The sequence below is a fragment of the Anaeroglomus insulsum genome, assembly GCF_050689095.1.
GTDB lineage: Bacteria > Planctomycetota > Phycisphaerae > Sedimentisphaerales > Anaerohalosphaeraceae > Anaeroglomus > Anaeroglomus insulsum.
Genome location: NZ_JBOGCL010000016.1, coordinates 18357 through 36469 on the forward strand (window position 1 = coordinate 18357; position 18113 = coordinate 36469).

Annotated in this window: 23 protein-coding genes; 4 read left to right on the forward strand and 19 right to left on the reverse strand. The window is 53.1% G+C overall.

The features are described 5' to 3' along the window. The first annotated feature begins 197 nt into the window (after nt 1–197). On the forward strand, nt 198–1328 hold the full coding sequence (locus tag ACQ9LF_RS12430; RefSeq protein WP_462489734.1) for a dihydrolipoamide acetyltransferase family protein: 1131 nt from the start codon (nt 198–200) through the stop codon (nt 1326–1328). A 69-nt stretch (nt 1329–1397) separates the two neighbouring features. Here the strand turns inward: ACQ9LF_RS12430 and ACQ9LF_RS12435 are convergent, their stop codons facing one another. Continuing rightward, nucleotides 1398–1907, reverse strand: a complete 510-nt coding sequence (locus ACQ9LF_RS12435; protein ID WP_462489735.1) for a hypothetical protein — start codon at nt 1905–1907, stop codon at nt 1398–1400. Nucleotides 1908–1919: 12 nt separating this feature from the next. After that, the gene (queF, locus tag ACQ9LF_RS12440; RefSeq protein WP_462489736.1) at nt 1920–2273 is read right to left on the reverse strand and encodes a preQ(1) synthase; all 354 of its coding nucleotides are present in this window, start codon (nt 2271–2273) and stop codon (nt 1920–1922) included. 86 nt (nt 2274–2359) lie between these two features. On the opposite strand from queF, the gene queC reads away from it, so the two are divergent. Further along, nucleotides 2360–3058: a 7-cyano-7-deazaguanine synthase QueC gene (gene queC / locus ACQ9LF_RS12445; protein ID WP_462489737.1), complete on the forward strand. Its 699-nt coding sequence runs from the start codon at nt 2360–2362 to the stop codon at nt 3056–3058. 221 nt (nt 3059–3279) lie between these two features. Then, on the forward strand, nt 3280–3837 hold the full coding sequence (locus ACQ9LF_RS12450) for an REP-associated tyrosine transposase (RefSeq protein ID WP_462489738.1): 558 nt from the start codon (nt 3280–3282) through the stop codon (nt 3835–3837). Between the two features lie 68 nt (nt 3838–3905). On the opposite strand, the gene ACQ9LF_RS12455 is transcribed toward ACQ9LF_RS12450, so the two are convergent. Genes ACQ9LF_RS12455 through ACQ9LF_RS12465 form a run of 3 tightly spaced genes read right to left on the reverse strand, consistent with a single transcriptional unit; the run spans nt 3906 to nt 5564 of the window. After that, complete coding sequence (locus ACQ9LF_RS12455; protein WP_462489739.1) at nt 3906–4697, reverse strand: ABC transporter permease; 792 nt, start codon at nt 4695–4697, stop codon at nt 3906–3908. Further along, entirely contained in the window at nt 4694–5389 is a 696-nt protein-coding gene (locus ACQ9LF_RS12460) for an ABC transporter ATP-binding protein (protein WP_462489740.1), read from the reverse strand. The genes ACQ9LF_RS12455 and ACQ9LF_RS12460 overlap by 4 nt, the downstream gene beginning before the upstream one ends. Then, nucleotides 5364–5564: a hypothetical protein gene (locus ACQ9LF_RS12465; protein WP_462489741.1), complete on the reverse strand. Its 201-nt coding sequence runs from the start codon at nt 5562–5564 to the stop codon at nt 5364–5366. Before ACQ9LF_RS12465 ends, ACQ9LF_RS12460 begins: the two co-directional genes overlap by 26 nt. Before the next feature lie 269 nt (nt 5565–5833). Here ACQ9LF_RS12465 and ACQ9LF_RS12470 point away from each other — a divergent pair, with 269 nt between their 5' ends. Continuing rightward, entirely contained in the window at nt 5834–6049 is a 216-nt protein-coding gene (locus ACQ9LF_RS12470) for a hypothetical protein (RefSeq protein ID WP_462489742.1), read from the forward strand. Between the two features lie 104 nt (nt 6050–6153). Here the strand turns inward: ACQ9LF_RS12470 and ACQ9LF_RS12475 are convergent, their stop codons facing one another. The 14 genes from ACQ9LF_RS12475 to ACQ9LF_RS12540 all read right to left on the reverse strand — a co-directional run bounded on the left by ACQ9LF_RS12475 (nt 6154) and on the right by ACQ9LF_RS12540 (nt 18005). Further along, nucleotides 6154–6429: a hypothetical protein gene (locus ACQ9LF_RS12475; protein WP_462489743.1), complete on the reverse strand. Its 276-nt coding sequence runs from the start codon at nt 6427–6429 to the stop codon at nt 6154–6156. A 157-nt stretch (nt 6430–6586) separates the two neighbouring features. Further along, on the reverse strand, nt 6587–7228 hold the full coding sequence (locus ACQ9LF_RS12480) for a hypothetical protein (protein ID WP_462489744.1): 642 nt from the start codon (nt 7226–7228) through the stop codon (nt 6587–6589). Then, nucleotides 7225–7767, reverse strand: a complete 543-nt coding sequence (locus tag ACQ9LF_RS12485; RefSeq protein ID WP_462489745.1) for a hypothetical protein — start codon at nt 7765–7767, stop codon at nt 7225–7227. Before ACQ9LF_RS12485 ends, ACQ9LF_RS12480 begins: the two co-directional genes overlap by 4 nt. Nucleotides 7768–7780: 13 nt before the next feature. After that, nucleotides 7781–8020: a hypothetical protein gene (locus tag ACQ9LF_RS12490; RefSeq protein ID WP_462489746.1), complete on the reverse strand. Its 240-nt coding sequence runs from the start codon at nt 8018–8020 to the stop codon at nt 7781–7783. Nucleotides 8021–8036: 16 nt separating this feature from the next. Next, on the reverse strand, nt 8037–8246 hold the full coding sequence (locus ACQ9LF_RS12495) for a hypothetical protein (protein ID WP_462489747.1): 210 nt from the start codon (nt 8244–8246) through the stop codon (nt 8037–8039). Between the two features lie 18 nt (nt 8247–8264). Next, the gene (locus ACQ9LF_RS12500; protein WP_462489765.1) at nt 8265–9098 is read right to left on the reverse strand and encodes a sigma-70 family RNA polymerase sigma factor; all 834 of its coding nucleotides are present in this window, start codon (nt 9096–9098) and stop codon (nt 8265–8267) included. Beyond that, the gene (locus ACQ9LF_RS12505; protein WP_462489748.1) at nt 9098–9334 is read right to left on the reverse strand and encodes a hypothetical protein; all 237 of its coding nucleotides are present in this window, start codon (nt 9332–9334) and stop codon (nt 9098–9100) included. Before ACQ9LF_RS12505 ends, ACQ9LF_RS12500 begins: the two co-directional genes overlap by 1 nt. A gap of 13 nt (nt 9335–9347) precedes the next feature. After that, nucleotides 9348–11465 (reverse strand): flagellar biosynthesis protein FlhA, encoded by a 2118-nt coding sequence (gene flhA / locus ACQ9LF_RS12510; RefSeq protein WP_462489749.1) that lies wholly within the window; start codon nt 11463–11465, stop codon nt 9348–9350. Nucleotides 11466–11486: 21 nt separating this feature from the next. Then, nucleotides 11487–11855 carry a FliM/FliN family flagellar motor switch protein gene (locus tag ACQ9LF_RS12515; RefSeq protein WP_462489750.1) on the reverse strand — a complete coding sequence of 123 codons (369 nt, stop codon included), beginning with the start codon at nt 11853–11855 and terminating at the stop codon, nt 11487–11489. Between the two features lie 32 nt (nt 11856–11887). Continuing rightward, a complete protein-coding gene (locus tag ACQ9LF_RS12520; protein WP_462489751.1) occupies nt 11888–12859 on the reverse strand; it encodes a FliM/FliN family flagellar motor switch protein in 972 nt (323 codons plus the stop codon). Beyond that, complete coding sequence (locus ACQ9LF_RS12525; RefSeq protein WP_462489752.1) at nt 12856–13425, reverse strand: flagellar basal body-associated FliL family protein; 570 nt, start codon at nt 13423–13425, stop codon at nt 12856–12858. The genes ACQ9LF_RS12520 and ACQ9LF_RS12525 overlap by 4 nt, the downstream gene beginning before the upstream one ends. Nucleotides 13426–13460: 35 nt before the next feature. Further along, on the reverse strand, nt 13461–14873 hold the full coding sequence (locus ACQ9LF_RS12530) for a sigma 54-interacting transcriptional regulator (protein WP_462489753.1): 1413 nt from the start codon (nt 14871–14873) through the stop codon (nt 13461–13463). Beyond that, nucleotides 14854–15552 (reverse strand): tetratricopeptide repeat protein, encoded by a 699-nt coding sequence (locus tag ACQ9LF_RS12535; RefSeq protein WP_462489754.1) that lies wholly within the window; start codon nt 15550–15552, stop codon nt 14854–14856. The genes ACQ9LF_RS12530 and ACQ9LF_RS12535 overlap by 20 nt, the downstream gene beginning before the upstream one ends. After that, complete coding sequence (locus tag ACQ9LF_RS12540; protein ID WP_462489755.1) at nt 15549–18005, reverse strand: tetratricopeptide repeat protein; 2457 nt, start codon at nt 18003–18005, stop codon at nt 15549–15551. Before ACQ9LF_RS12540 ends, ACQ9LF_RS12535 begins: the two co-directional genes overlap by 4 nt. Between the last annotated feature and the right edge of the window lie 108 nt (nt 18006–18113).

The window sequence follows — 18113 nt, forward strand, 5'->3', positions numbered from 1 at the left end:
CGAGAGGTATCTATTTCTGGTCAACCAAGACACTGCTGGAATGCACAGTGTAAAACAAAGCCAAGAAACAATAAAAAGGATTTGCAAAATCCAGGGGATTTGACTATGTTTCGTGTTTCTAACCCCATGCGGGCAGGGGTGTTCGCTCTTGAACGTCCATCCCCCCGGAAATGAAGCTGAATCAGGATTGAATCATTATGGCACAGGAAGTCAGATTACCGCAATTAGGCAAGGCGATGAAACAGGCCACAATTGTCGCCTTAAAAGTCGGCCTAAATCACACCGTCGGCAAGGGGCAGATTCTCTGCGAGCTGGAAACGGATAAGGCGACTCTTGAACTTGAATCCCCGGCCGCCGGAACCATTCGCCATATTTTCTGTGCCGAAGGTCAGACTCTTGATGTCGGAGCTCCGCTTTTCATACTTGGCCAGCCCAATGAAGTCATCGACCCTGCTATCCTGAACCAGTTGCAGGCCGAATTAGCGGCAAATCAACCTCTGGATTCCGGTGTTTGTGCTCCAAGCCAGTCTGTTTTGGCTTCATCCCCGGTTGATTCAGTGTTGAGTAAAATCCGCCCCGCAACCGGCCCCCTAAGCACCATTGAGACCCTGCCTGCCGAGGCCAAAGCCCCCCTGCCGGAGATTGCCGCCGGGATCAAAATCCCCCTGAACCGCTGGCAGAAAATCATCGCCGATAAAATGCTCGAATCCAAGCAGCAGATCCCCTGCTTTTACCTGAATATCCGGGCCGATATCACAGACCTGTCCGACCTGCGGGATCGTCTCAACAAAACCGCTGCGGAAAAATATTCCTTCAATGATTTCATTATGGCTGCACTGGCCAAAGGCATGAAGCAATATCCTATCATGACCGGCCAGCTGAGCCGCGACTGTATCATCCTGTCGCCCACCATCGATATCGGCCTTGCTATTGCTGTCGACCATGGACTGGTCGCACCGGTCGTGCGGGATGTCGGCAGCAAAACGCTTGAGCAAATCGCCGCTGCCGCCCGGGACCTCATCGCCCGCGCCAAAGAGAACAAACTAACCGCCGACGACTTAGCCGGCGGATGCATCACCATCAGTAACCTGGGCGGCATGGGAATTGATTCATTTATCCCGATTGTAGTGCCGGGACAGTGCAGCATCCTGGGTGTTGGCCGTATCATCAGCACTCCCATCCCCTCGGGCAAAGGGGACATTCTGATTCGCAAGATCATGAATCTGAATCTGTCCGTTGACCACCGTATCGCCAACGGCGCTGATGCGGCCCAGTTCCTCGACTATGTCAAAAAACAGCTTGAACACCCCGACGAATTGGCCAATTAAAAATGCAATAAAAAATGCCCACACAATCCATTGTGCAGGCATGGTCACAGACAATGCAGTCGGTCCCATTTACGACGACAGCTTGGCTTCCGCGTCGTGAATCAGGCCCTGTAAAATCTTATCCGGGATATCCGACAACTCCGGCTCGGGTCTCTCCGCCCGGGCCATGGACGCCAGCACCCGCAGGGCCGTTCGCTTATAAATCTTCATTTTGGCAATCGACTTTTCCGCGCCGTCCAGTTCCGCATCCGCCATCTGCCGCAGATACAGAATACACATCTTGATGACGGCTTTTTCATCCACCGCCTTGTCACCGCCAACGCCGGCAGGCTCTGCCGGGATATCTTTTTGATGCAGCAGCTCCCGCGTCAGGGCATAGGTCTGGTTCATCATCATCCCGATTTTAGTTTCTTCACCTTCGTCGATGGGCGCCAGCTTGAGTTCCGGCTCATCCTCCGATTTGGGCAGCGGGATATAGCAACGGTGCTTGCAATAAGGACAACTGCCCCACTTGCCCCCGGCTGTATCCGGCGCCTTGATTTTTTGCTTACAGCATTCGCAATGGAAACTAATCGGCATCGTTGTACTCCTTTATTTCTCGGCGCGATACTCTGCAGTCACATCCGTCGTAATCCCGCCGCGCGGGGTAAACTGCGAGGTTACCCGCATCCACCGCGGCTTGCAGGATGCAACAAGGTCGTCCAGAATCTCATTGGTCAGACGCTCATAAAAGACACCCTTATTGCGATAACTCTGCATATAAAACTTCAGACTTTTCAGCTCGATACAGGACTGGTCGGGAATGTATTCAATAGTGATCACCCCAAAGTCCGGCTGCCCGGTCTTGGGACATACGCTGGTAAATTCCGGACATCGGATAGTAATTTTATAATCCCGTCCCGGCCGGGGGTTATCAAACAGCTCAAATTGCGGTTTTTCGCTCATGCGATTGCCCTTTTTTTCAAAAACTGGTATAGTAATATTGGTTATTGTACTGAAAATTATGACTTTTGCAAGAAGTTGAGACCCAAATGCCCCAAACGAATACCCGAAAAGCCGTTGTTCTGGTCAGTGGAGGTCTGGATTCGGCCACCACGCTGGCCATCGCCCTGAATGAGGGCTTCACCTGCTACGCCCTGTCGTTCCGTTATGGCCAGCGGCATGAGGTGGAACTGACCGCCGCCTGTCGGGTGGCAACCACGATGGGAGCAAAGGAACACCGGATTATTGATATCGACCTGGCCGGGATTGGCGGATCGGCCCTGACCGATACGGCACTGGATGTCCCTAAGGACCGACAGGATATGTCGCAGGGGATACCCATCACCTATGTGCCGGCCCGCAACACCATCTTTTTGTCGTATGCCCTGGCATACGCGGAGGTGCTGGGGGCCTTTGATATTTTTATCGGGGTCAACGCGATGGACTACAGCGGCTACCCGGATTGCCGGCCGGAGTATATCGAGGCCTTCGAAAAGATGGCCAACCTGGCGACCGCGATTGCCGTGGAGGGTAAGGGGCGATTCAAAATCCACACCCCCATCATCCGGATGACCAAGGCACAGATTATCCAGACGGGCACACAGCTCAAGGTGGATTATTCTCTGACGCATAGCTGTTACGACCCGGACGAACAGGGCCGGCCCTGCGGCCATTGCGACTCCTGTCAATTACGTCTCAAAGGCTTCGCCGAAGCAGGCTTGACCGACCCGGTCAAATACGCCGGATGAAATCGACAAGACATGGGCAGGTAATTCCGTAGGGTGGGCCGTGCCCACGCGGATAATTGTCGATTTTCGTAGGTGGGCCATGCCCACGCCGAAGATTGTCGATTTTCTGTAGGGTGGGCCATGCCCACGCGGAGGATTGCCAATTTTTCGTAGGGTGGGCTACGCCCACGCGGAATATTTATCGTCTTGTGTTCTTTGGGTAATTGCATATAATTTTCTTTATGTCGAACTATCGCAGAGCAAAGATCAATGCGGCGTGGTATTTCTTCACAGTCGTGACCTATCAGCGTCGTTCGCTTTTGACCGAAGAAGCTGCCCGACCGATTTTGAAGGAGGCCTTCCGTCAAGCTAAAGCCCAGCGTCCTTTCGATATGCCAGCGTTTTGCCTGATGCCAAATCATCTGCATTGCATCTGGAAGATGCCGGAGGGAGATTGTGATTATTCGACCCGGTGGGCATTTATCAAACGGACATTTTCAAAAGGGTATATTGCCGCCGGCGGAACGGGGCTTGCACAAACCGAATCCCGATTGAAAAAACGTGAATTGGGAATCTGGCAGCGGCGGTTTTGGGAACACCGGATTCAGGACAGGGATGATTATTGGAACCATGTGCATTATATTCATTACAACCCGATTAAACACGGATTGGTTGCACAGGTTGCAGATTGGCCGTATTCGACCTATCACCGATTTTGCAAACAGGGTATTTATGAGCATTTTGATTGGAGTTTGTTTGAGGTCAAGGGAGAGGAACAGGCATTGGAAGGGATTGAATGAAATCGCGCGGGCATAAAAACCACCGCGTGGGCATGGCCCACCCTACAATTTAATCTATCATTATCATCCTACGATTTAAAGATAGCCTGTTTCAGAATACCATAGGGCGTAAAGGCGCTGCGGGCGGACAGGAGGATGGCCAGAAAGACGGTAATGGCCGTGCCGGTGAAGATGGACAGCATAATCGCAATCTGATAGCCGATTGCAGTCAGCGGGTCGTTGCCGCCAATAATCACGCCGGTCATCATGCCCGGCAATGAGACGATGCCGACATTGGCCATCGTCGCCACCGTTGGGGTCAGGGCCTGATAGATGCTTTCCCGCAGGTAAGGACGCACGGCTTCGGCAATCGTCGCCCCCTGCGACAAGGCCAGCTCATAAGCCTTTTGCCCGGTGCGGATGGATTGATAAAACGTGCGAATGCCGATGATATCGGCCCGCAGACAATTCCCCAGAATCATCCCGCCAATCGGGATGACATAGCGGGCGTCGAGAATTTCCGGCCGGGTCAGAATCACCCCCACAAAAATAAACAACGGTATCGCGGTGCCCACCAGCAGTGCCGCAAACAGCCATGCCGCAAGCCGGCCGAAACGAAACTGAGCCCCCTTGAGGATGGATAAATCCGCAACGGTAATCATCACCAGCAGCCACGCCATGTTCAGCCAGGGATTATTCAGGCGAAAGACGACCTGCAAATACAGGCCGACGAGGATAAGCTGGATGGTCATCCGCAGGACGGAAGAGATCGTCTGGCCCAGCATCGGGACACGATACCAATGGATAATCGCCAGCGGAATCAGCAGCATCAGATAGCCCGCTGCAAGAGCAATGGGATGAATGGTATCGGCAGGATTCATCGTGCAGCCTCCCCTGCTATGACCGCCGGCATCGTTACGGTGCGGTCGGCAATCGCGGCGATGGCGGTATCATGTGAGACCATCAGTACGGTTAAATCCGGCCGCTGTCTGAAATAATCGAGCACCGCGGCTTTGGCCTGGGCATCCAGCGCGCTGGTGGCTTCGTCCAGCAGATAAATCGACCGCCCCAGCAGCAGAGAAATCACCAGAGCCACCCGCTGCTTTTCGCCGCCGGACAGTTCGCTGATGTCTTTATCCAGCAGTGCCCCGCCCAGACGAAACTGCTCGAAGAGCCGGGCTTGCTGGCATGAATCATATTTCAGATGGGCGTTGGCGTGATAGGTAAAAGGTAATTGGATGAGGTCTTTGACCTTGCCGGTGCCCAGTTGCGGCTCCTGCGAGACATAACCGATTTTGCGGCGGAGGAACCAGACGGTTTTGCCATCGAGGATGGTGCCGTCAATCGCGATGGTGCCTTCCTGCGGGGTGACAAAACCCAGCAGACATCGAACCAAAGATGACTTGCCGCTGCCGGAGCTGCCGACAAGCAGGACTTTTTGCCCGGCCGGAACAGTCAGCGAGAACCGTCGGAACAGGGCCTGTGTGCCGTATTCCAGCGTGAGTTTATCTATAACAATCGCATTGTCTGCGGGATTCGTCGCCGCATTATCCATATATTCGTCCGTTTTCATCGACTATCACGGAATTGCCGGCCTGCTTTGCGGTCTCGATGGCCTTTTGCAGTTTGTCCGCATCCGGAATCTTGAACATGCGTCCGCACTTAGGGCAATACTGACGCCGATCCAGATGATGGATGGTCAGTTCGACCGTTTCTGAGCAGACCGGACATTTGGCTTTGATTCGCATCGCGTTACTTCTCACCACCCCGGAATAGGACACCGGATTCAGTTCTTAACATTTTTCTGTGATTATTGAACAGAAAACAATTAATTGCAAGTTTAATCCATTTACTGTCCTAAACTGCAAACCCTGTTTTTATCGGCCCTTGATTTGATTTCGACAATTTCTATTGCCTGAAAACTGCGTATAGAATTATAATTTGTTTGGGAAAACAAAGTTACGTTATGTTCTGACCGGAACAATACTCTTGCAGTTAGAATTGGCAGAGGGGATTTATGTCCAAACATATTGAAATAACAGTCCTGGAATCCAGGCCGCTGGGAGCATGCCGGCCGGCGGATGAGCGCCCGCATCGGGACAGGAATGATTTTTTAAATCAGAACCCCCGGCGGTTCGTTCGCCCCAGGTCCCATAAAATCGTCGATATCAAACCAGAAATCAAATCTCCAAAGCCCTATCCCGTGGGATTGTTTCTGGATGTCCTGGCATGAACCTATGCGCATTAAAAAGGGCCGTAAGCGACGGCCCTGCCGGAAGAAATTGGATAATCCTTTATCCAGTTTTACAGAACCGTCCCTGGTTCTGATTCTTCTGCTTAGATGCCATATTCGATAATTTTTTTCGCGGCCTGCCTGGCTGCCTGAGGCGTATCCAGTTGCCCGCTGAGCATCAGCTCCCGAACCTCCTGAATCAATCCTTGATCCATATCCGGATTATCCTGCAATGCTTTTTCGATAATCCGTTTATAATCCTGTCCCAGATCAACGGCTGGGGTTTCAGCATCTTTTCGTTTACTCCGCTTACTTTCGGGAGTCGCAGCTTTGGCCGCAGTGCCTGCTGCAATGGTTATTGTTGGATCTATATAGGTCATTCCCCTCACCTTTCTGCAACAAAAAACAACAGTCTCATATCGTGTTTATTGTCGCAGTCGGCAGGTTAAACTAAAGGAAAATTCAGTCATTTTTAGTGAAATAATGTTATCGTACCTTTGGCCGTGGAACTTGACATTTTTGCGTCCGGAATTATCCCTATTTATTCTCCGGAAGAGTCCGGGTCACTTCATAAATCACGTATTTATGAAAGGCCTTGGGACTGTTTAAAACAACCTGCCACTCCATCGGCTGATAGCCCGTTCTCATCTGTGTTTCGTAAAATTCCTTGATGCGCAATTCGGTGTTTTTATCGGTACTGTCCCAGACATCCTCAATCGCCCACAGCAGTTTTCCGTCTCGCAAATCCACCATTTTAATATTCAAAGCAACCAGGAACTGCGGATAGGAACGATAACGGCTGATGGTGCCGAAAATTAGGGCATCCGCTTTCAACTGCTTGCGAACAGCCGCCCAATCCTGAAGCGAAAAGGACTTAATCCGGTTTAATTCGAGACTTTGCCACTCCGTATCACTTTTATATATTATCTGGACACTAAACAGATGTTTTTTACCAATACCGTCGCTCAATTCCTGAGTCAGGACTCTGGGTAATTCAGCCTGCGAGACGCTCTGATTATCGAGTTCAAGGATGGCCACCCGTCCAACCGAGGAAAAGTCTGCTGTTTTATCCAGATAGAAATGCCCGGAAGGCGGCACAGATTTTTGTTCGACGGCTCTGGAACAGCCCATCATGGCACATCCGGCCATCACCGTTGCCAAGAAGATTGTGGTTTTCATGGTTTTGTCTCCCGAGCCGAATCTGTCTGAACGGCAGCGGATTCAGCCCCCAGCACCCGGAGAATTTGAGTCAACGCAGAAAGCTGGGCCGCCTGGGCCTGACGAATTTCTTCACGGAATCCCAGCACATCGGCTTTCCATTTGCTCAATTCCACATGAGCCTGCTCCAGCAGGGCATTGGACTGTTCCATATCCTTGCGGCACTGGGCCAGCTCAAGTTTGAGCTTTTCATTTTCCTGCATCAGACGGGCGTTTTCCAGAACCAGCTTACTGCTGTTTTCGCGAAGCTGCTCATTCTGGCGAGAAGCTTCTTCATAACGCTGAGCCCACAGGGTAATCGTCTGCACCGGATCAGGCTGTGAATCCACAGCACTGGTAAAACGTCGTTCCAGGGAAGCGGAATCCTGCTGGACGGTCAAGGGAGCTGGTTCTTTCGGCGTTTCCGTCTGAGGGGTGTTCAGCGGAATAATCCGTTCCTGGGCCCATCGACATCCAGCCAGAACAAGAATGGTGCCTAACAACAGATAGTTGATTTTCATAACGAATACTCCTTTACGGCTTGGCCGCCGCATACTGACATTGAATATGGGTTTTACAGCCGCAGGAACATACAACTTCAATAATGGCATAGTCCCTGCTGCTTTCAACAATGCGAGCCTGAACCGGCCCCGGCGGAACCGTTCTTGGAGTCGTTGGCCTGACAGGGGCGTTCCTTTCTCCGGGAATAACGCGAACGGTTCCGCTCAGTTTGATTTTATCTTTTTTAATAATTTCTATTGTTCCGGCAAGCATAGGGAGATCCTGTGGTTTAAGCGTGATAATCGATATGCCCTTCGTTTTGCGACTCACGCAACCGCTGTTCCTGCTCCAGAATCTGATCAATATCCGGTTTTCGGGATCGTCCCGAAGGCCGTCCCTGCGGTTTGCGTTTATCCTGGCTTTGCTGGCCAATGGTGGCGAGCTGCTCGACATGCTCCATCGGCGTGCGTATTTCCATGTTCGGCTGATTTTCCATCATATAGGCTCCTGCACGTTCCTATTCCTCTTTCAACTGCACCGAGAGCTTGAACAGGGCTGCGGCATGAAGCTGGCTGACGCGGGATTCAGTGATGTCGAGCACCTCGGCAATCTGCTTCATGGTAAGCTCCTTCTGGTAGTACATGACCACGATACGACGCTGTTTTTCAGGAAGCTCCTGAATGGCCCGGGTCATTTTTTCAATCAATTCCTCCATTTCGATGGCATCCGAGACGCCAGAGCCGCCGCAGGTCAGCAGATTGCCGAGCATGGGCGATTCTTCATCGGCGCCATGAATAGACAGGAAATGCCTGGCACGGGCGGTTTCGAACATGCGATACATCTTTTCGGTGGTCATGCCGAGCCGATCGGCCAGGTCCGCATCGTCGGGTACGGTCCCCTGCTCCTCGAGCATCTGGCTGGAGATTTCCTGGGCCTGGTCGAACTGTTTTTTGATGTTGGCCGGAGCAAACGACCAGCTTCGCAGTTCATCGATCACGGCCCCGCGAATACGGATATAGGCATAGGTTTTGAATTCGGCGTCTTTGGACGGGTCGAAATCACGGGCGGCCTTGACCAGGCCGACGGTGCCGGCGGACACAAGATCATCTTTGGACAGAGGCGGCTGCAGATAGGTCACGATTTTATTGACAATCTTATGCACCAGCGGCAGATACTTGACAATCAGCTCATCTTCCCGCTGTTTGCGGTTGTGGCTGGTGTATATCCGGGCAGCCTGCTCCGCCGACAACTGCGGCTCAAGGAATTCGGCAGCCAGCGCCGCACGCGAATCGAGGGGCTGGACTGAAGCCTCCGGAGCCATCGGGGCTTGTTGTTCCACCAGCGGATCCATCACGATTTATCTCCGTGATTGTTTTTCTTCATTTCATCACGCACCATGGCATCAATGAGTATTTTGATGAACATTGCTCCTGCGATTCGAACGGCAGCATACATCACGATTGCCCCGATCACCCCTCGCCAGGCACAAACCGCGGGGTCACCATGACTGAACCAGCCGACCAGCGCCATCACAAAAAATGCCATAATTGCCGCAATCCGTGCTGTTTTCAGAATTGATCTATCCATATTTGACTCCGCTCTATACTGCTGCCAATGCCGCAGCGGATTCCAATTCGGTCGTATGAACCGAGATTGTTTCGAGGATATTGACTGCCGTGCCCGGCACAACTTCATCATATGCCAGGACTGGCAGCCGGCGAATGGATCGGCTCAGCAGGGCATACAGGCCGCAGCGAATACGGGCATCGCACAGCACGACGACTCCCTCCAGGCCTTTTTCCATGGCTGCCCGCCAGGCCGCTGCCACCGCCTGAGTAATCTGGCCGGCCGTATCCGGAGCAATCGACAGATTAATCGCATCGGCGGTCTGGCTGACCTTGCCGAGCAGATAATGTTCAAGCCCAGGATCGAGCGTAATCGCTTCCAGCCCCTTGTATGTTGAAAACTGCTCGGTAATGCTGCGGGAGATGGCCTTGCGGACAAACTCCGTGAGTATCACAGCACTTTTGCTCTTGCCGCCGTGTTCGCCCAGCGATTCCAGAATCAGCGGCAGGTCCCGGATAGGAACGTTTTCCTTGAGCAGATTCTGCAAAACCCGCTGCAGCAGGCCAATCGATACCACTTCAGGAACCACCTCACCCACCAGGGATGGCTGACTTTTACGGAGCCGCTCGACAAGCTGCTGAACATCTTCACGAGTCAGAAATTCATGAGCATGACGAGAAATGGTCTCAGACAAGTGGGTAATCAGTACCGATTCGGGGTCGATCACAGTATAACCATTGATTTCCGCGGTTTCCTTATCCGCTTCACTAATCCACAGCGCCGGCAATCCATAGACGGGTTCTTTGGCAGGAATGCCTTTTATCGGCGTCTGCACCCCACCGGCATCCATGGCCAGAAATTTATCCGGCTCAATTTTGCCTGAGGCAATCACATGATCATAAAGGCGGATTTCATACGTCGTCGGATCAAGGTTCAGGTTGTCCCGCAGTCGAACCAGCGGCATGATAAAACCATACTTCTGAGCTATTTTTTTCCGCAGAGCACCGATACGCTCAAAGACACCACTTTTGCGGCGGGGATCGACCAGATTAATCAGCCGTACGCCCACCAGAATCGACAGAATATCGGCATGGAGCATTTCTTCCGGGGGCACGGCATCATCCCCTGTGGTTTCCACGGGCGTCTCGGAGGGGGCGCTGGATTCCTTTTTATGTTCTGCCCGCAGCAGATAGGACAAAATACCAAAAACACCCGCAATCGCAATAAATGGAATTTTCGGCAATCCCGGCACAAACGCAAACGCCGCCACGATACCGGCACTAATCATCATCGGCTGAGCATGGCGAATCATCTGCCGGGTCATATCGAAGCTGACCGTGTTGTCCGAGCGAATCTTGCTGACCAGGAAGCCGCTGCTGACGGCAATAATAATCGAGGGAATCTGGCTGACCAGACCGTCACCAATGGACAGAATCGCATAATGCTGCAGGGCTGTTGCCACATCCATGCCCCGTGTCCAGCCCAGCATAATCCCGCCGATCAGATTGATGGCCGTGATAATCAGGCCGGCCTTGGCATCGCCGGAGATAAACTTGCTGGCACCATCCATGGCGCCATAGAACTCACTCTCCTTGACAATCGCATCGCGACGAGCCTTGGCCTCTTTATCCGTAATAATGCCGGCGTTCAGGTCGGCATCGATGGCCATCTGCTTGCCCGGCATGGCATCCAGTACAAAACGGGCGCTGACTTCGCTAATACGGCTGGCACCCTTGGTGATAACCACAAACTGAATCACCACCAGAATCAAAAACATCACCAGGCCCACGATGAGATTGCCGCCGGCAACAAAGCTGCCGAAGGTCTCAATGATTGTGCCGGCATCTCCCTGGGTCAGAATCAAACGCGTCGATGCCACATTCAGCGACAGGCGGAACAGAGTTGTAATCAGCAGCAGCGACGGAAACGTTGACAACTCCAGCGGTTCATTGGTGGACAGCACAATAATCAGCACCGCCACACCCAGCGAAATGCTGCATGCCAGACCAACATCAAGGATAATCGTCGGCAGCGGCACCAGCAGCGTCGCCAGCACAGCCACCAGCAGCACGGCAAAAATCAGGTTGCTGTTGGTGGCGATCCCGGACAGCAATCCGTTTACTGAAGCTTTATTTTTTTCAGATGCAGGCATGTCGGCTTTCACTCGCTGAGGTTATTTTCCCGCTGCAGTCGGTTTCTGTTCCTCGGTACCCAGTAATTCCCGGATGCGTACGGCAAAGTTGTCATTGACCACAACCACATCGGCCGTGGCAAACGGAATATCCTGCACATACAATTCCACCGGCTGGCCAATGCTCTTGTCAAGACTCAAAACGGCACCAGGCCCCAGCTGAAGCAGTTTCTTCAGCGGGATTTTCGCCTTGCCAATAATGACGGTGATCGGCAGGCTGATTTCCAGCAGCAAATCCAGATTTTCCTGACCGGTCGGGGCAGTCGGACTGACGGCTTCGTATTCGACATTGCGAACCTCAGTTCCCTGTTCCGGGGCGGTTTGGTTTGGTAAAGTGTCCGTTTGAGCCATGTCCTCAATTCCTGTTTGTTTTCATTACGAGATTATTTTTTTATATTGGCAATCACCAGAGCCTGTTTGCCTTCACATGCTGCCGGCCAGGCCTGGAAACAAAGCCGGTTGTTCAGCAGTACGTCCGCCGGTTCCTGGATTTTTTTACCCAGCACCAGCACATCCCCCACCTCCAGGTGCATTAACTCTTCCATCCGGACCGAACCCGTACACAACTGTGCAGTAACCTCGACCGGCACATCCGAAAGCTGGCGAATAATCATTTTGCTTAACTCGGCGGGATTGACAGCCTTGTGAATCCGGGGCATGATCCCCACCGCCGGATCAAGAGACTCCGCCTGCATCTGAACGACGATTTCCACCGTCTTCTTGGGAAATGCCACATCAAATGAAAAACCAACCAGATCCTCCAATTGGCGGGCATCCAGCGGCCAGTCGCCGCGAACCAGGCGATCCGACCGCTTGACCGTAATTTCGCCATATTCCTGGATGGCCTGAATAATCGCGTCCGCAAGGATGAGGATGCCATCCTGAAGAATGGTTTCCTCAAGGACAGATAATTCGCCGTTTTGTCCGATGACCGCTTCGTTGTCCCGCAGCAGCTGACCCACCAGCACCGTTGCGGCTTCGATTTGAACATTCACAAAACCGTCCGGCCCTTTAGCCTGGACCTGCAGCGGCAGAAAATACTGCGTTGCTTCCTGACGAAGGGTCCGCTCGGCCATCACCGAGGCAAATTCCTGCACCACCTTATTTAAGGTAACCTTCGGCTCCTCAAGACAGACCAGCTCCATCGCCTTTTCCATATAGGCAGCGATTTTCTTGCCGAGGTTTTTCATCAAAAGCCATTCCTGCGGGCCGAAATGATGCGGACAGGTCCAGTCAAACAGCGGTGCGTCTGCACCATCAGACGGGCCGTCTTGCGGTTCCGGCCGACGGCGGCTGAGCATCTGCAGCAGACGCTGGCGGGAAATACTTTTATCAGCAATCGACGGGCGGCTCATTGAACAGCAAACTCCTTGAACAAAACCCGTTCAACATAGGACTTATCATGACCAAACAAAAGCTGGTTGACCTGGTCCTGAATCTCACGTTTGATCCGGTTGAGGCTGCGCGACCCGCGGACGTCGTCGAGGCTCAGGCCGGCAAAATACGTGGTCAGCCAGTCCTGCAAAAGCACCTTTTTTTCATCCAGAAATTCCGGCCCTTTGACCGGATCCATTTGGGGACTCATCTCAAGAATCACTGAAACCCGGACAAAGCGAGTAACGCCCGGTTCATCCAGATTGGCCACAATCGGATCCAGTTTGTCATAAGGCCAGCTCTTTTGGCCCGGTGTGGCGGCAGCAGGATCAAATATCTTCTCTTGTTCCTCTTGGGCCTTGTCTGTCGGAGCTGGAGAGGCAGGCTGACCGCCCAGTAATTGCGACAGAGCAAATCCGCCGGTAGCCCCTGCCACCACGACAGCTCCCAGAATCAGCCAGATGAAAATTCCCATCTTCTTGCCGCCAGCAGAGTCTTTGCCCTGCTCAGCCTGTTTATCCTGTTGTTTTTCTTTTTCGTCTGCCATACGTCGGTTTTTCTCCCGCCTTATTGATCATCCTATCATAACACTGCCGACGCCAGTTCCTGCTGTCCACGATAGCGTTTGATTTTCTCCCGCAGTGTTCTGTCGCTAATCCCCAGAATACGAGCCGCCTTTGCCTGGTTGCCCTGGTGACGATCCAGCGTCTCCAGAATCGCTCTGCGTTCCAACTCTTCCAGCGATACCCCGGCCAAGTCCGGTTCACGATGAAATGGAGTCATTTCGGTTGCCAGGCCTTCCCGAATCTCATCCAGCAGCCAGGGAATCTGCTGAACGCTCAATACCTCTCCGCTGCCCAGAATCATCGCCGACCGCACCATGTTGCGCAGTTGACGAATGTTGCCCGGCCAGCGGTATTGCTCAAACAAATGGAGCGTCTGCCGGTCGATGGCGGTAATCCTGCGCGCCGATTCGGCGGCAAATTCATTGACAAACAGCCAGACCAGCTGCACTATATCTTCCTGCCGCTGACGCAGCGGCGGCACCATCAGACGGATAGCGCTAAGCCGATAATACAGATCAGCCCGAAAAGTCCCCTGTTCCACCGCTCGGACTATCGGACGATTGGTCGTGCTCAGAATGCGGACATTAACCTGCACCGGATCATTGCCGCCAACCCGTTCAAAGCACATCTGCTCGATGGCTCGGAGCAATTTGGCCTGAAACGCCGCCGGAGTTTCGGTGATTTCATCCAGCAGCAGCGTACCGCCGTGCGCGGCTTCAAAACGCCCCTTGCGGCTGAACAGGGCACCGGTAAAAGCCCCTTTTTCATGGCCGAACAACTCGCTTTCCAGAAGCGACTCTGTCAGGGCCGCACAGTTGACTTTGATGAACGGCCCATCACTGCGGCGGCTGTTTTCATGAATCAACTGGGCCAGCAATTCCTTGCCGGTGCCGCTTTCGCCCTCAATCAATATCGGGGCAGAGGTCGGCGCGGCACGTTTGGCCAAATCCACAGTCTGACGCAGTGCGGCACTCTGGCCGGCAATGCAGACCGCCGTGCCGGTTGGATAAATATATTCCATCGCTGCATACCGATGAGCCGGAATAAAGCAGTCCAGCACTTCCTGGGCCTTGCGGCGATCCACAGGTTTAACCAGAAATTCAGCATACCCCTTTCGCAGGGCCTCCAGTGCCTTGCGGGAGGAATCCTCCGAAGCCACCAGAATCAGCGGGACTTCCGGGGTCGCAGTCCGAATGGTGCGGAGAATGCGCTGGGTCCAGTGAGAATACAGGTCCAGAAACGACTCGGCAACAAAAATCAGATTCCAGCGGATGTGCTCTATGCGGCTGGTTGCCTGGGTATCACTGACGGCAACCGTTCCCCGGATACCGCGGCGCGCAAGCTCTTCCAGCAGCTGGGCGGCCTGACGGGAATCCGGCTCAAGAATCAGCACATTGGACATCACTGTTTCACAGGGCATTGGGGTCATTGCCAGTAATCCGTTGGTTCAGTTCGAACTGATTTTTTTTCAGCCATTCTATTTTTTTTCGCTGGGCCATGGCCGCCGCTGCCCAGGTCGAATTGGGAAATTCTGCAATCAGCAGATTGTACAGCTCCACAGCCCGCTCAGGATTTTGCTTGCGTAGGCAATTGGCCGATTGATATAACGCCCAGGACCGAATCGAATGGGCAGAGCCTGTGGTATCCGCGGTCACCATGTCGTAAAATCGCTTGGCCCGGGCAAAATCACCCAGCCGGTACAAGGCATCCGCGGCGGCAATTGCATTCAGCGGCGTTGTCACCTGATCCAGCCAGGCCAGATTAGGGTCAGCAGGCCCCGCAGCAGAAGACGGCTGAATCGGCTTGCTGGAATTGGCTTGAGCCGAATCCGTATGGTCCTGGTCTGTCCCGGTTGCCGCTTCCTGCACCGAAGCCGCCTGGCCAGCCAGCTTCGGCAGCCGCAGCGACTGGAGCTGCTGGATCATATCTTTGAGCATACCGGGCTTAACCGGCTGATTTGGCTCCATTGCCGACACCTGGAGCATTTTGATCTGCTGCTGGAGCTGACCGGATTTTTCGATGACATCCGGATTGGGATTGACCGAAACATCCACACTGCCACAGACCAGCACACTCAGCGACAGAATGATATGCAATCCAATACTCATGGCTTGACCTCCTGCGGACTGATACCCGCAAAAGCCAGTGCCGCCTTGTCATATTCCTTCTGCTCGGTATACAAGCGTCCCAGCATTTCAAATGTTTGTTTGCGTATCTCGGAATCCCCTTCGGGGTTGGCCAACAGGGTCAGACAAATCGCTTCGGCCTGTTTGGGCTGCTTGAGCTTTTCGGCAATTCGTGCCAGCAGCAGCCCGGCCTGCTGAGCCCGATAGACATCCTGAATATCAGCCATGACTTCATTCAGCTCCCGGCGGGCCAGGGCATAATCGCCCTGTACAAAATAGCATTCGGCCAGTTCCAGCGTCAGCCAGGCCCGAAGCTGCGAATCGGCAATGAATTCTATCTTGCGCCGCAGCAGCGACACCGCAGCTTCCGCCGCATCGATCGACCGCAGTACTTTGGCCCGTGTCATCAAAATCTCACAGGAGTCGGTCTGATTCAGACGATCCATCGGAATGCCTTCCAGAATCGTCAGTGCTTCCAGATAATTCGACTGCCGCATCTCAGCCTCTGCCAGCTCCCGGATAATCTGCACATAATCGCTGTTGGACATTTTGCTGCCCAGCGCCATACGCAATGCCCGGGAAGCCTGCTGATATTGTCCCAGTTCAATATAGGCTGCTCCCAGCATCGAACACATCGACACAATGCGGGAATCATTTTGATCCGTCATCAGCTCCATCGCCCGTCCCAGCCATTCTCTGACGGCCATCCAGTCTTTCTGCAGATAGGCACAGCGTCCCAGACCATAGGCCGCATCAATCTTGCCGGGACGGTTTAAGTCCAACTGAAACACTTTCTTGAATAAATCCGCAGCCTGAGCAATCTGCCCGCTTTCGAGGGTGGCCTGAGCCAGATAAAGCGTTGCCTGATCTGCTGCCTTGCAATCCGGATACTGCAGCAGCATTTCATTCAAATCCGTTCTGGCCCCCGCATAATCCTTCATCACCGTACGGATTTTACTGGCTTCCAGATAAGCAAACGGAGCCAGCGGATTATGACCAAAATGACTCTGAATCAGCTTATATTCCCCCAGACCGGCCGCATACTGATGGTCCAGCTGATACATCTGCCCCAGAACATAGTGGGCATTGGGCGCCCGATGATCCCCGCGATACCGCAGCAGAAAACGCTGCCACATGGAAATCGATTCTGCAACCAGATCCTTCCGGTAACTGTCGATGTCATCGTAGTGTTCCGGATTAATCACATACGCAGTCTGACCATCAAATTTCCACATCAGTCCAGCTGCCCCGCTGACCACTTCGGCGGCATATTGTTGCGGCACATAAAGCAGGTACGCCGTGACGGGGCGACTGCGAACCACCAAATCAATCGTCTTCCACCTCAACCCCGTACCGGACTGGGTCGCCATCTTAACGAGGATCTCTTCCAGCGGACTCTGGAGACAAACAATCGACCATTGTGAACCGACAGTACGATAAGTATCATACACAATTCTCGGCGTGCCAGCCCCTTCGCTGATTTTGCGGCCTGCATGGGTCAGCATCTCGCACAGGGCCGGCTGATCCATATCGCTGGGCCAGATATCACCAAGACTGTCCGACCACAAATGTCCGGGCAGCTCGATTACGCTGGCATAAAGCCCCATTACATAACGGCTTAGCGATTCAGCCGCCAGGAAATACAGGTCTTCTTCAAGACTGGCCGGCAAAATCCCTTCAAATGCCTTCAGCAGCGCCGCAGTCTGATAGGCATACTTGCGGGCCGAGAGATATTCACGATTCTGGTAATGGGTTGTCGCCATATAATAGCTGGCAAGCCCACGCACCATCGCCGAACGACTCTGCATCGCAGCGCTAAATAAGCCATCCTGTCCGGCGGCTTCGCCCTGCCGCTGCAGACAGACCGCCATGCGGAGCTTCAGATAGTCCAGAAGATATTCATTTTCAAGGGTGGACGGCGACAGATTCGAACTGATTTGCTGATAGACATAACAGGCCTTGGCATAGTCTTTGGCCGCATAATAGGCATCTGCCGTTTTTAATGAAACCCCCTGCTGCAACTGAGCACGTTCCCCTTCAGTCAGAGTACTTGGTATCACCAGGGCTGCTTGCGGCTGCGGGGTCTGTACTGCTGGCTCGGAAATCGGCTCAGAAAGGGGTTGTGGAGGCTGCTCTGCCTGGACGGGGACCGGCCCCACAACACTCACCGGACGCAGCCAAATCATACCAGCCAGCACAATTGTAATCAGGACATTTACTCCCAAAATAGCATACAATGGATTCAGATTGCTTTTGGCGTTTAATACACCTGTTTTTTTGCGGGACGAGGTCTGGACAGTCAGATCTTTAATAAACGAAAAATCGCCAACAAACAATTCGTCTTGTGTCGGATGCATATTTACACCCGCACCAAACGGCTCCGAACTGCCTGGGCCTTTTTCGAGATTGTCAATAAAAAGATCGTTTTGGCTCATCCTTGAACCACTGTCTGCTTACATTGTTCAACATTTTTACATGATCGGCGCACTATGCCGGCCAAACTCCATAATGCAACCCTTATGCCATTTTACCCAAACCACCAT

Bases quoted from the DNA above. Each gene is read 5' to 3' on its own strand.
- ACQ9LF_RS12455 (WP_462489739.1), bottom strand. From the start codon at position 4,697: ATGAATCCTGCCGATACCATTCATCCCATTGCTCTTGCAGCGGGCTAT.
- ACQ9LF_RS12495 (WP_462489747.1), bottom strand. From the start codon at position 8,246: ATGATGGAAAATCAGCCGAACATGGAAATACGCACGCCGATGGAGCAT.
- ACQ9LF_RS12525 (WP_462489752.1), bottom strand. From the start codon at position 13,425: ATGGCAGACGAAAAAGAAAAACAACAGGATAAACAGGCTGAGCAGGGC.
- ACQ9LF_RS12535 (WP_462489754.1), bottom strand. From the start codon at position 15,552: ATGAGTATTGGATTGCATATCATTCTGTCGCTGAGTGTGCTGGTCTGT.
- ACQ9LF_RS12465 (WP_462489741.1), bottom strand. From the start codon at position 5,564: ATGCGAATCAAAGCCAAATGTCCGGTCTGCTCAGAAACGGTCGAACTG.
- ACQ9LF_RS12450 (WP_462489738.1), top strand. From the start codon at position 3,280: ATGTCGAACTATCGCAGAGCAAAGATCAATGCGGCGTGGTATTTCTTC.
- ACQ9LF_RS12500 (WP_462489765.1), bottom strand. From the start codon at position 9,098: ATGGATCCGCTGGTGGAACAACAAGCCCCGATGGCTCCGGAGGCTTCA.
- ACQ9LF_RS12505 (WP_462489748.1), bottom strand. From the start codon at position 9,334: ATGGATAGATCAATTCTGAAAACAGCACGGATTGCGGCAATTATGGCA.
- ACQ9LF_RS12430 (WP_462489734.1), top strand. From the start codon at position 198: ATGGCACAGGAAGTCAGATTACCGCAATTAGGCAAGGCGATGAAACAG.
- ACQ9LF_RS12470 (WP_462489742.1), top strand. From the start codon at position 5,834: ATGTCCAAACATATTGAAATAACAGTCCTGGAATCCAGGCCGCTGGGA.
- ACQ9LF_RS12435 (WP_462489735.1), bottom strand. From the start codon at position 1,907: ATGCCGATTAGTTTCCATTGCGAATGCTGTAAGCAAAAAATCAAGGCG.
- ACQ9LF_RS12515 (WP_462489750.1), bottom strand. From the start codon at position 11,855: ATGGCTCAAACGGACACTTTACCAAACCAAACCGCCCCGGAACAGGGA.
- ACQ9LF_RS12540 (WP_462489755.1), bottom strand. From the start codon at position 18,005: ATGAGCCAAAACGATCTTTTTATTGACAATCTCGAAAAAGGCCCAGGC.
- ACQ9LF_RS12530 (WP_462489753.1), bottom strand. From the start codon at position 14,873: ATGACCCCAATGCCCTGTGAAACAGTGATGTCCAATGTGCTGATTCTT.
- flhA (WP_462489749.1), bottom strand. From the start codon at position 11,465: ATGCCTGCATCTGAAAAAAATAAAGCTTCAGTAAACGGATTGCTGTCC.
- ACQ9LF_RS12480 (WP_462489744.1), bottom strand. From the start codon at position 7,228: ATGAAAACCACAATCTTCTTGGCAACGGTGATGGCCGGATGTGCCATG.
- queF (WP_462489736.1), bottom strand. From the start codon at position 2,273: ATGAGCGAAAAACCGCAATTTGAGCTGTTTGATAACCCCCGGCCGGGA.
- queC (WP_462489737.1), top strand. From the start codon at position 2,360: ATGCCCCAAACGAATACCCGAAAAGCCGTTGTTCTGGTCAGTGGAGGT.
- ACQ9LF_RS12475 (WP_462489743.1), bottom strand. From the start codon at position 6,429: ATGACCTATATAGATCCAACAATAACCATTGCAGCAGGCACTGCGGCC.
- ACQ9LF_RS12490 (WP_462489746.1), bottom strand. From the start codon at position 8,020: ATGCTTGCCGGAACAATAGAAATTATTAAAAAAGATAAAATCAAACTG.
- ACQ9LF_RS12520 (WP_462489751.1), bottom strand. From the start codon at position 12,859: ATGAGCCGCCCGTCGATTGCTGATAAAAGTATTTCCCGCCAGCGTCTG.
- ACQ9LF_RS12460 (WP_462489740.1), bottom strand. From the start codon at position 5,389: ATGAAAACGGACGAATATATGGATAATGCGGCGACGAATCCCGCAGAC.
- ACQ9LF_RS12485 (WP_462489745.1), bottom strand. From the start codon at position 7,767: ATGAAAATCAACTATCTGTTGTTAGGCACCATTCTTGTTCTGGCTGGA.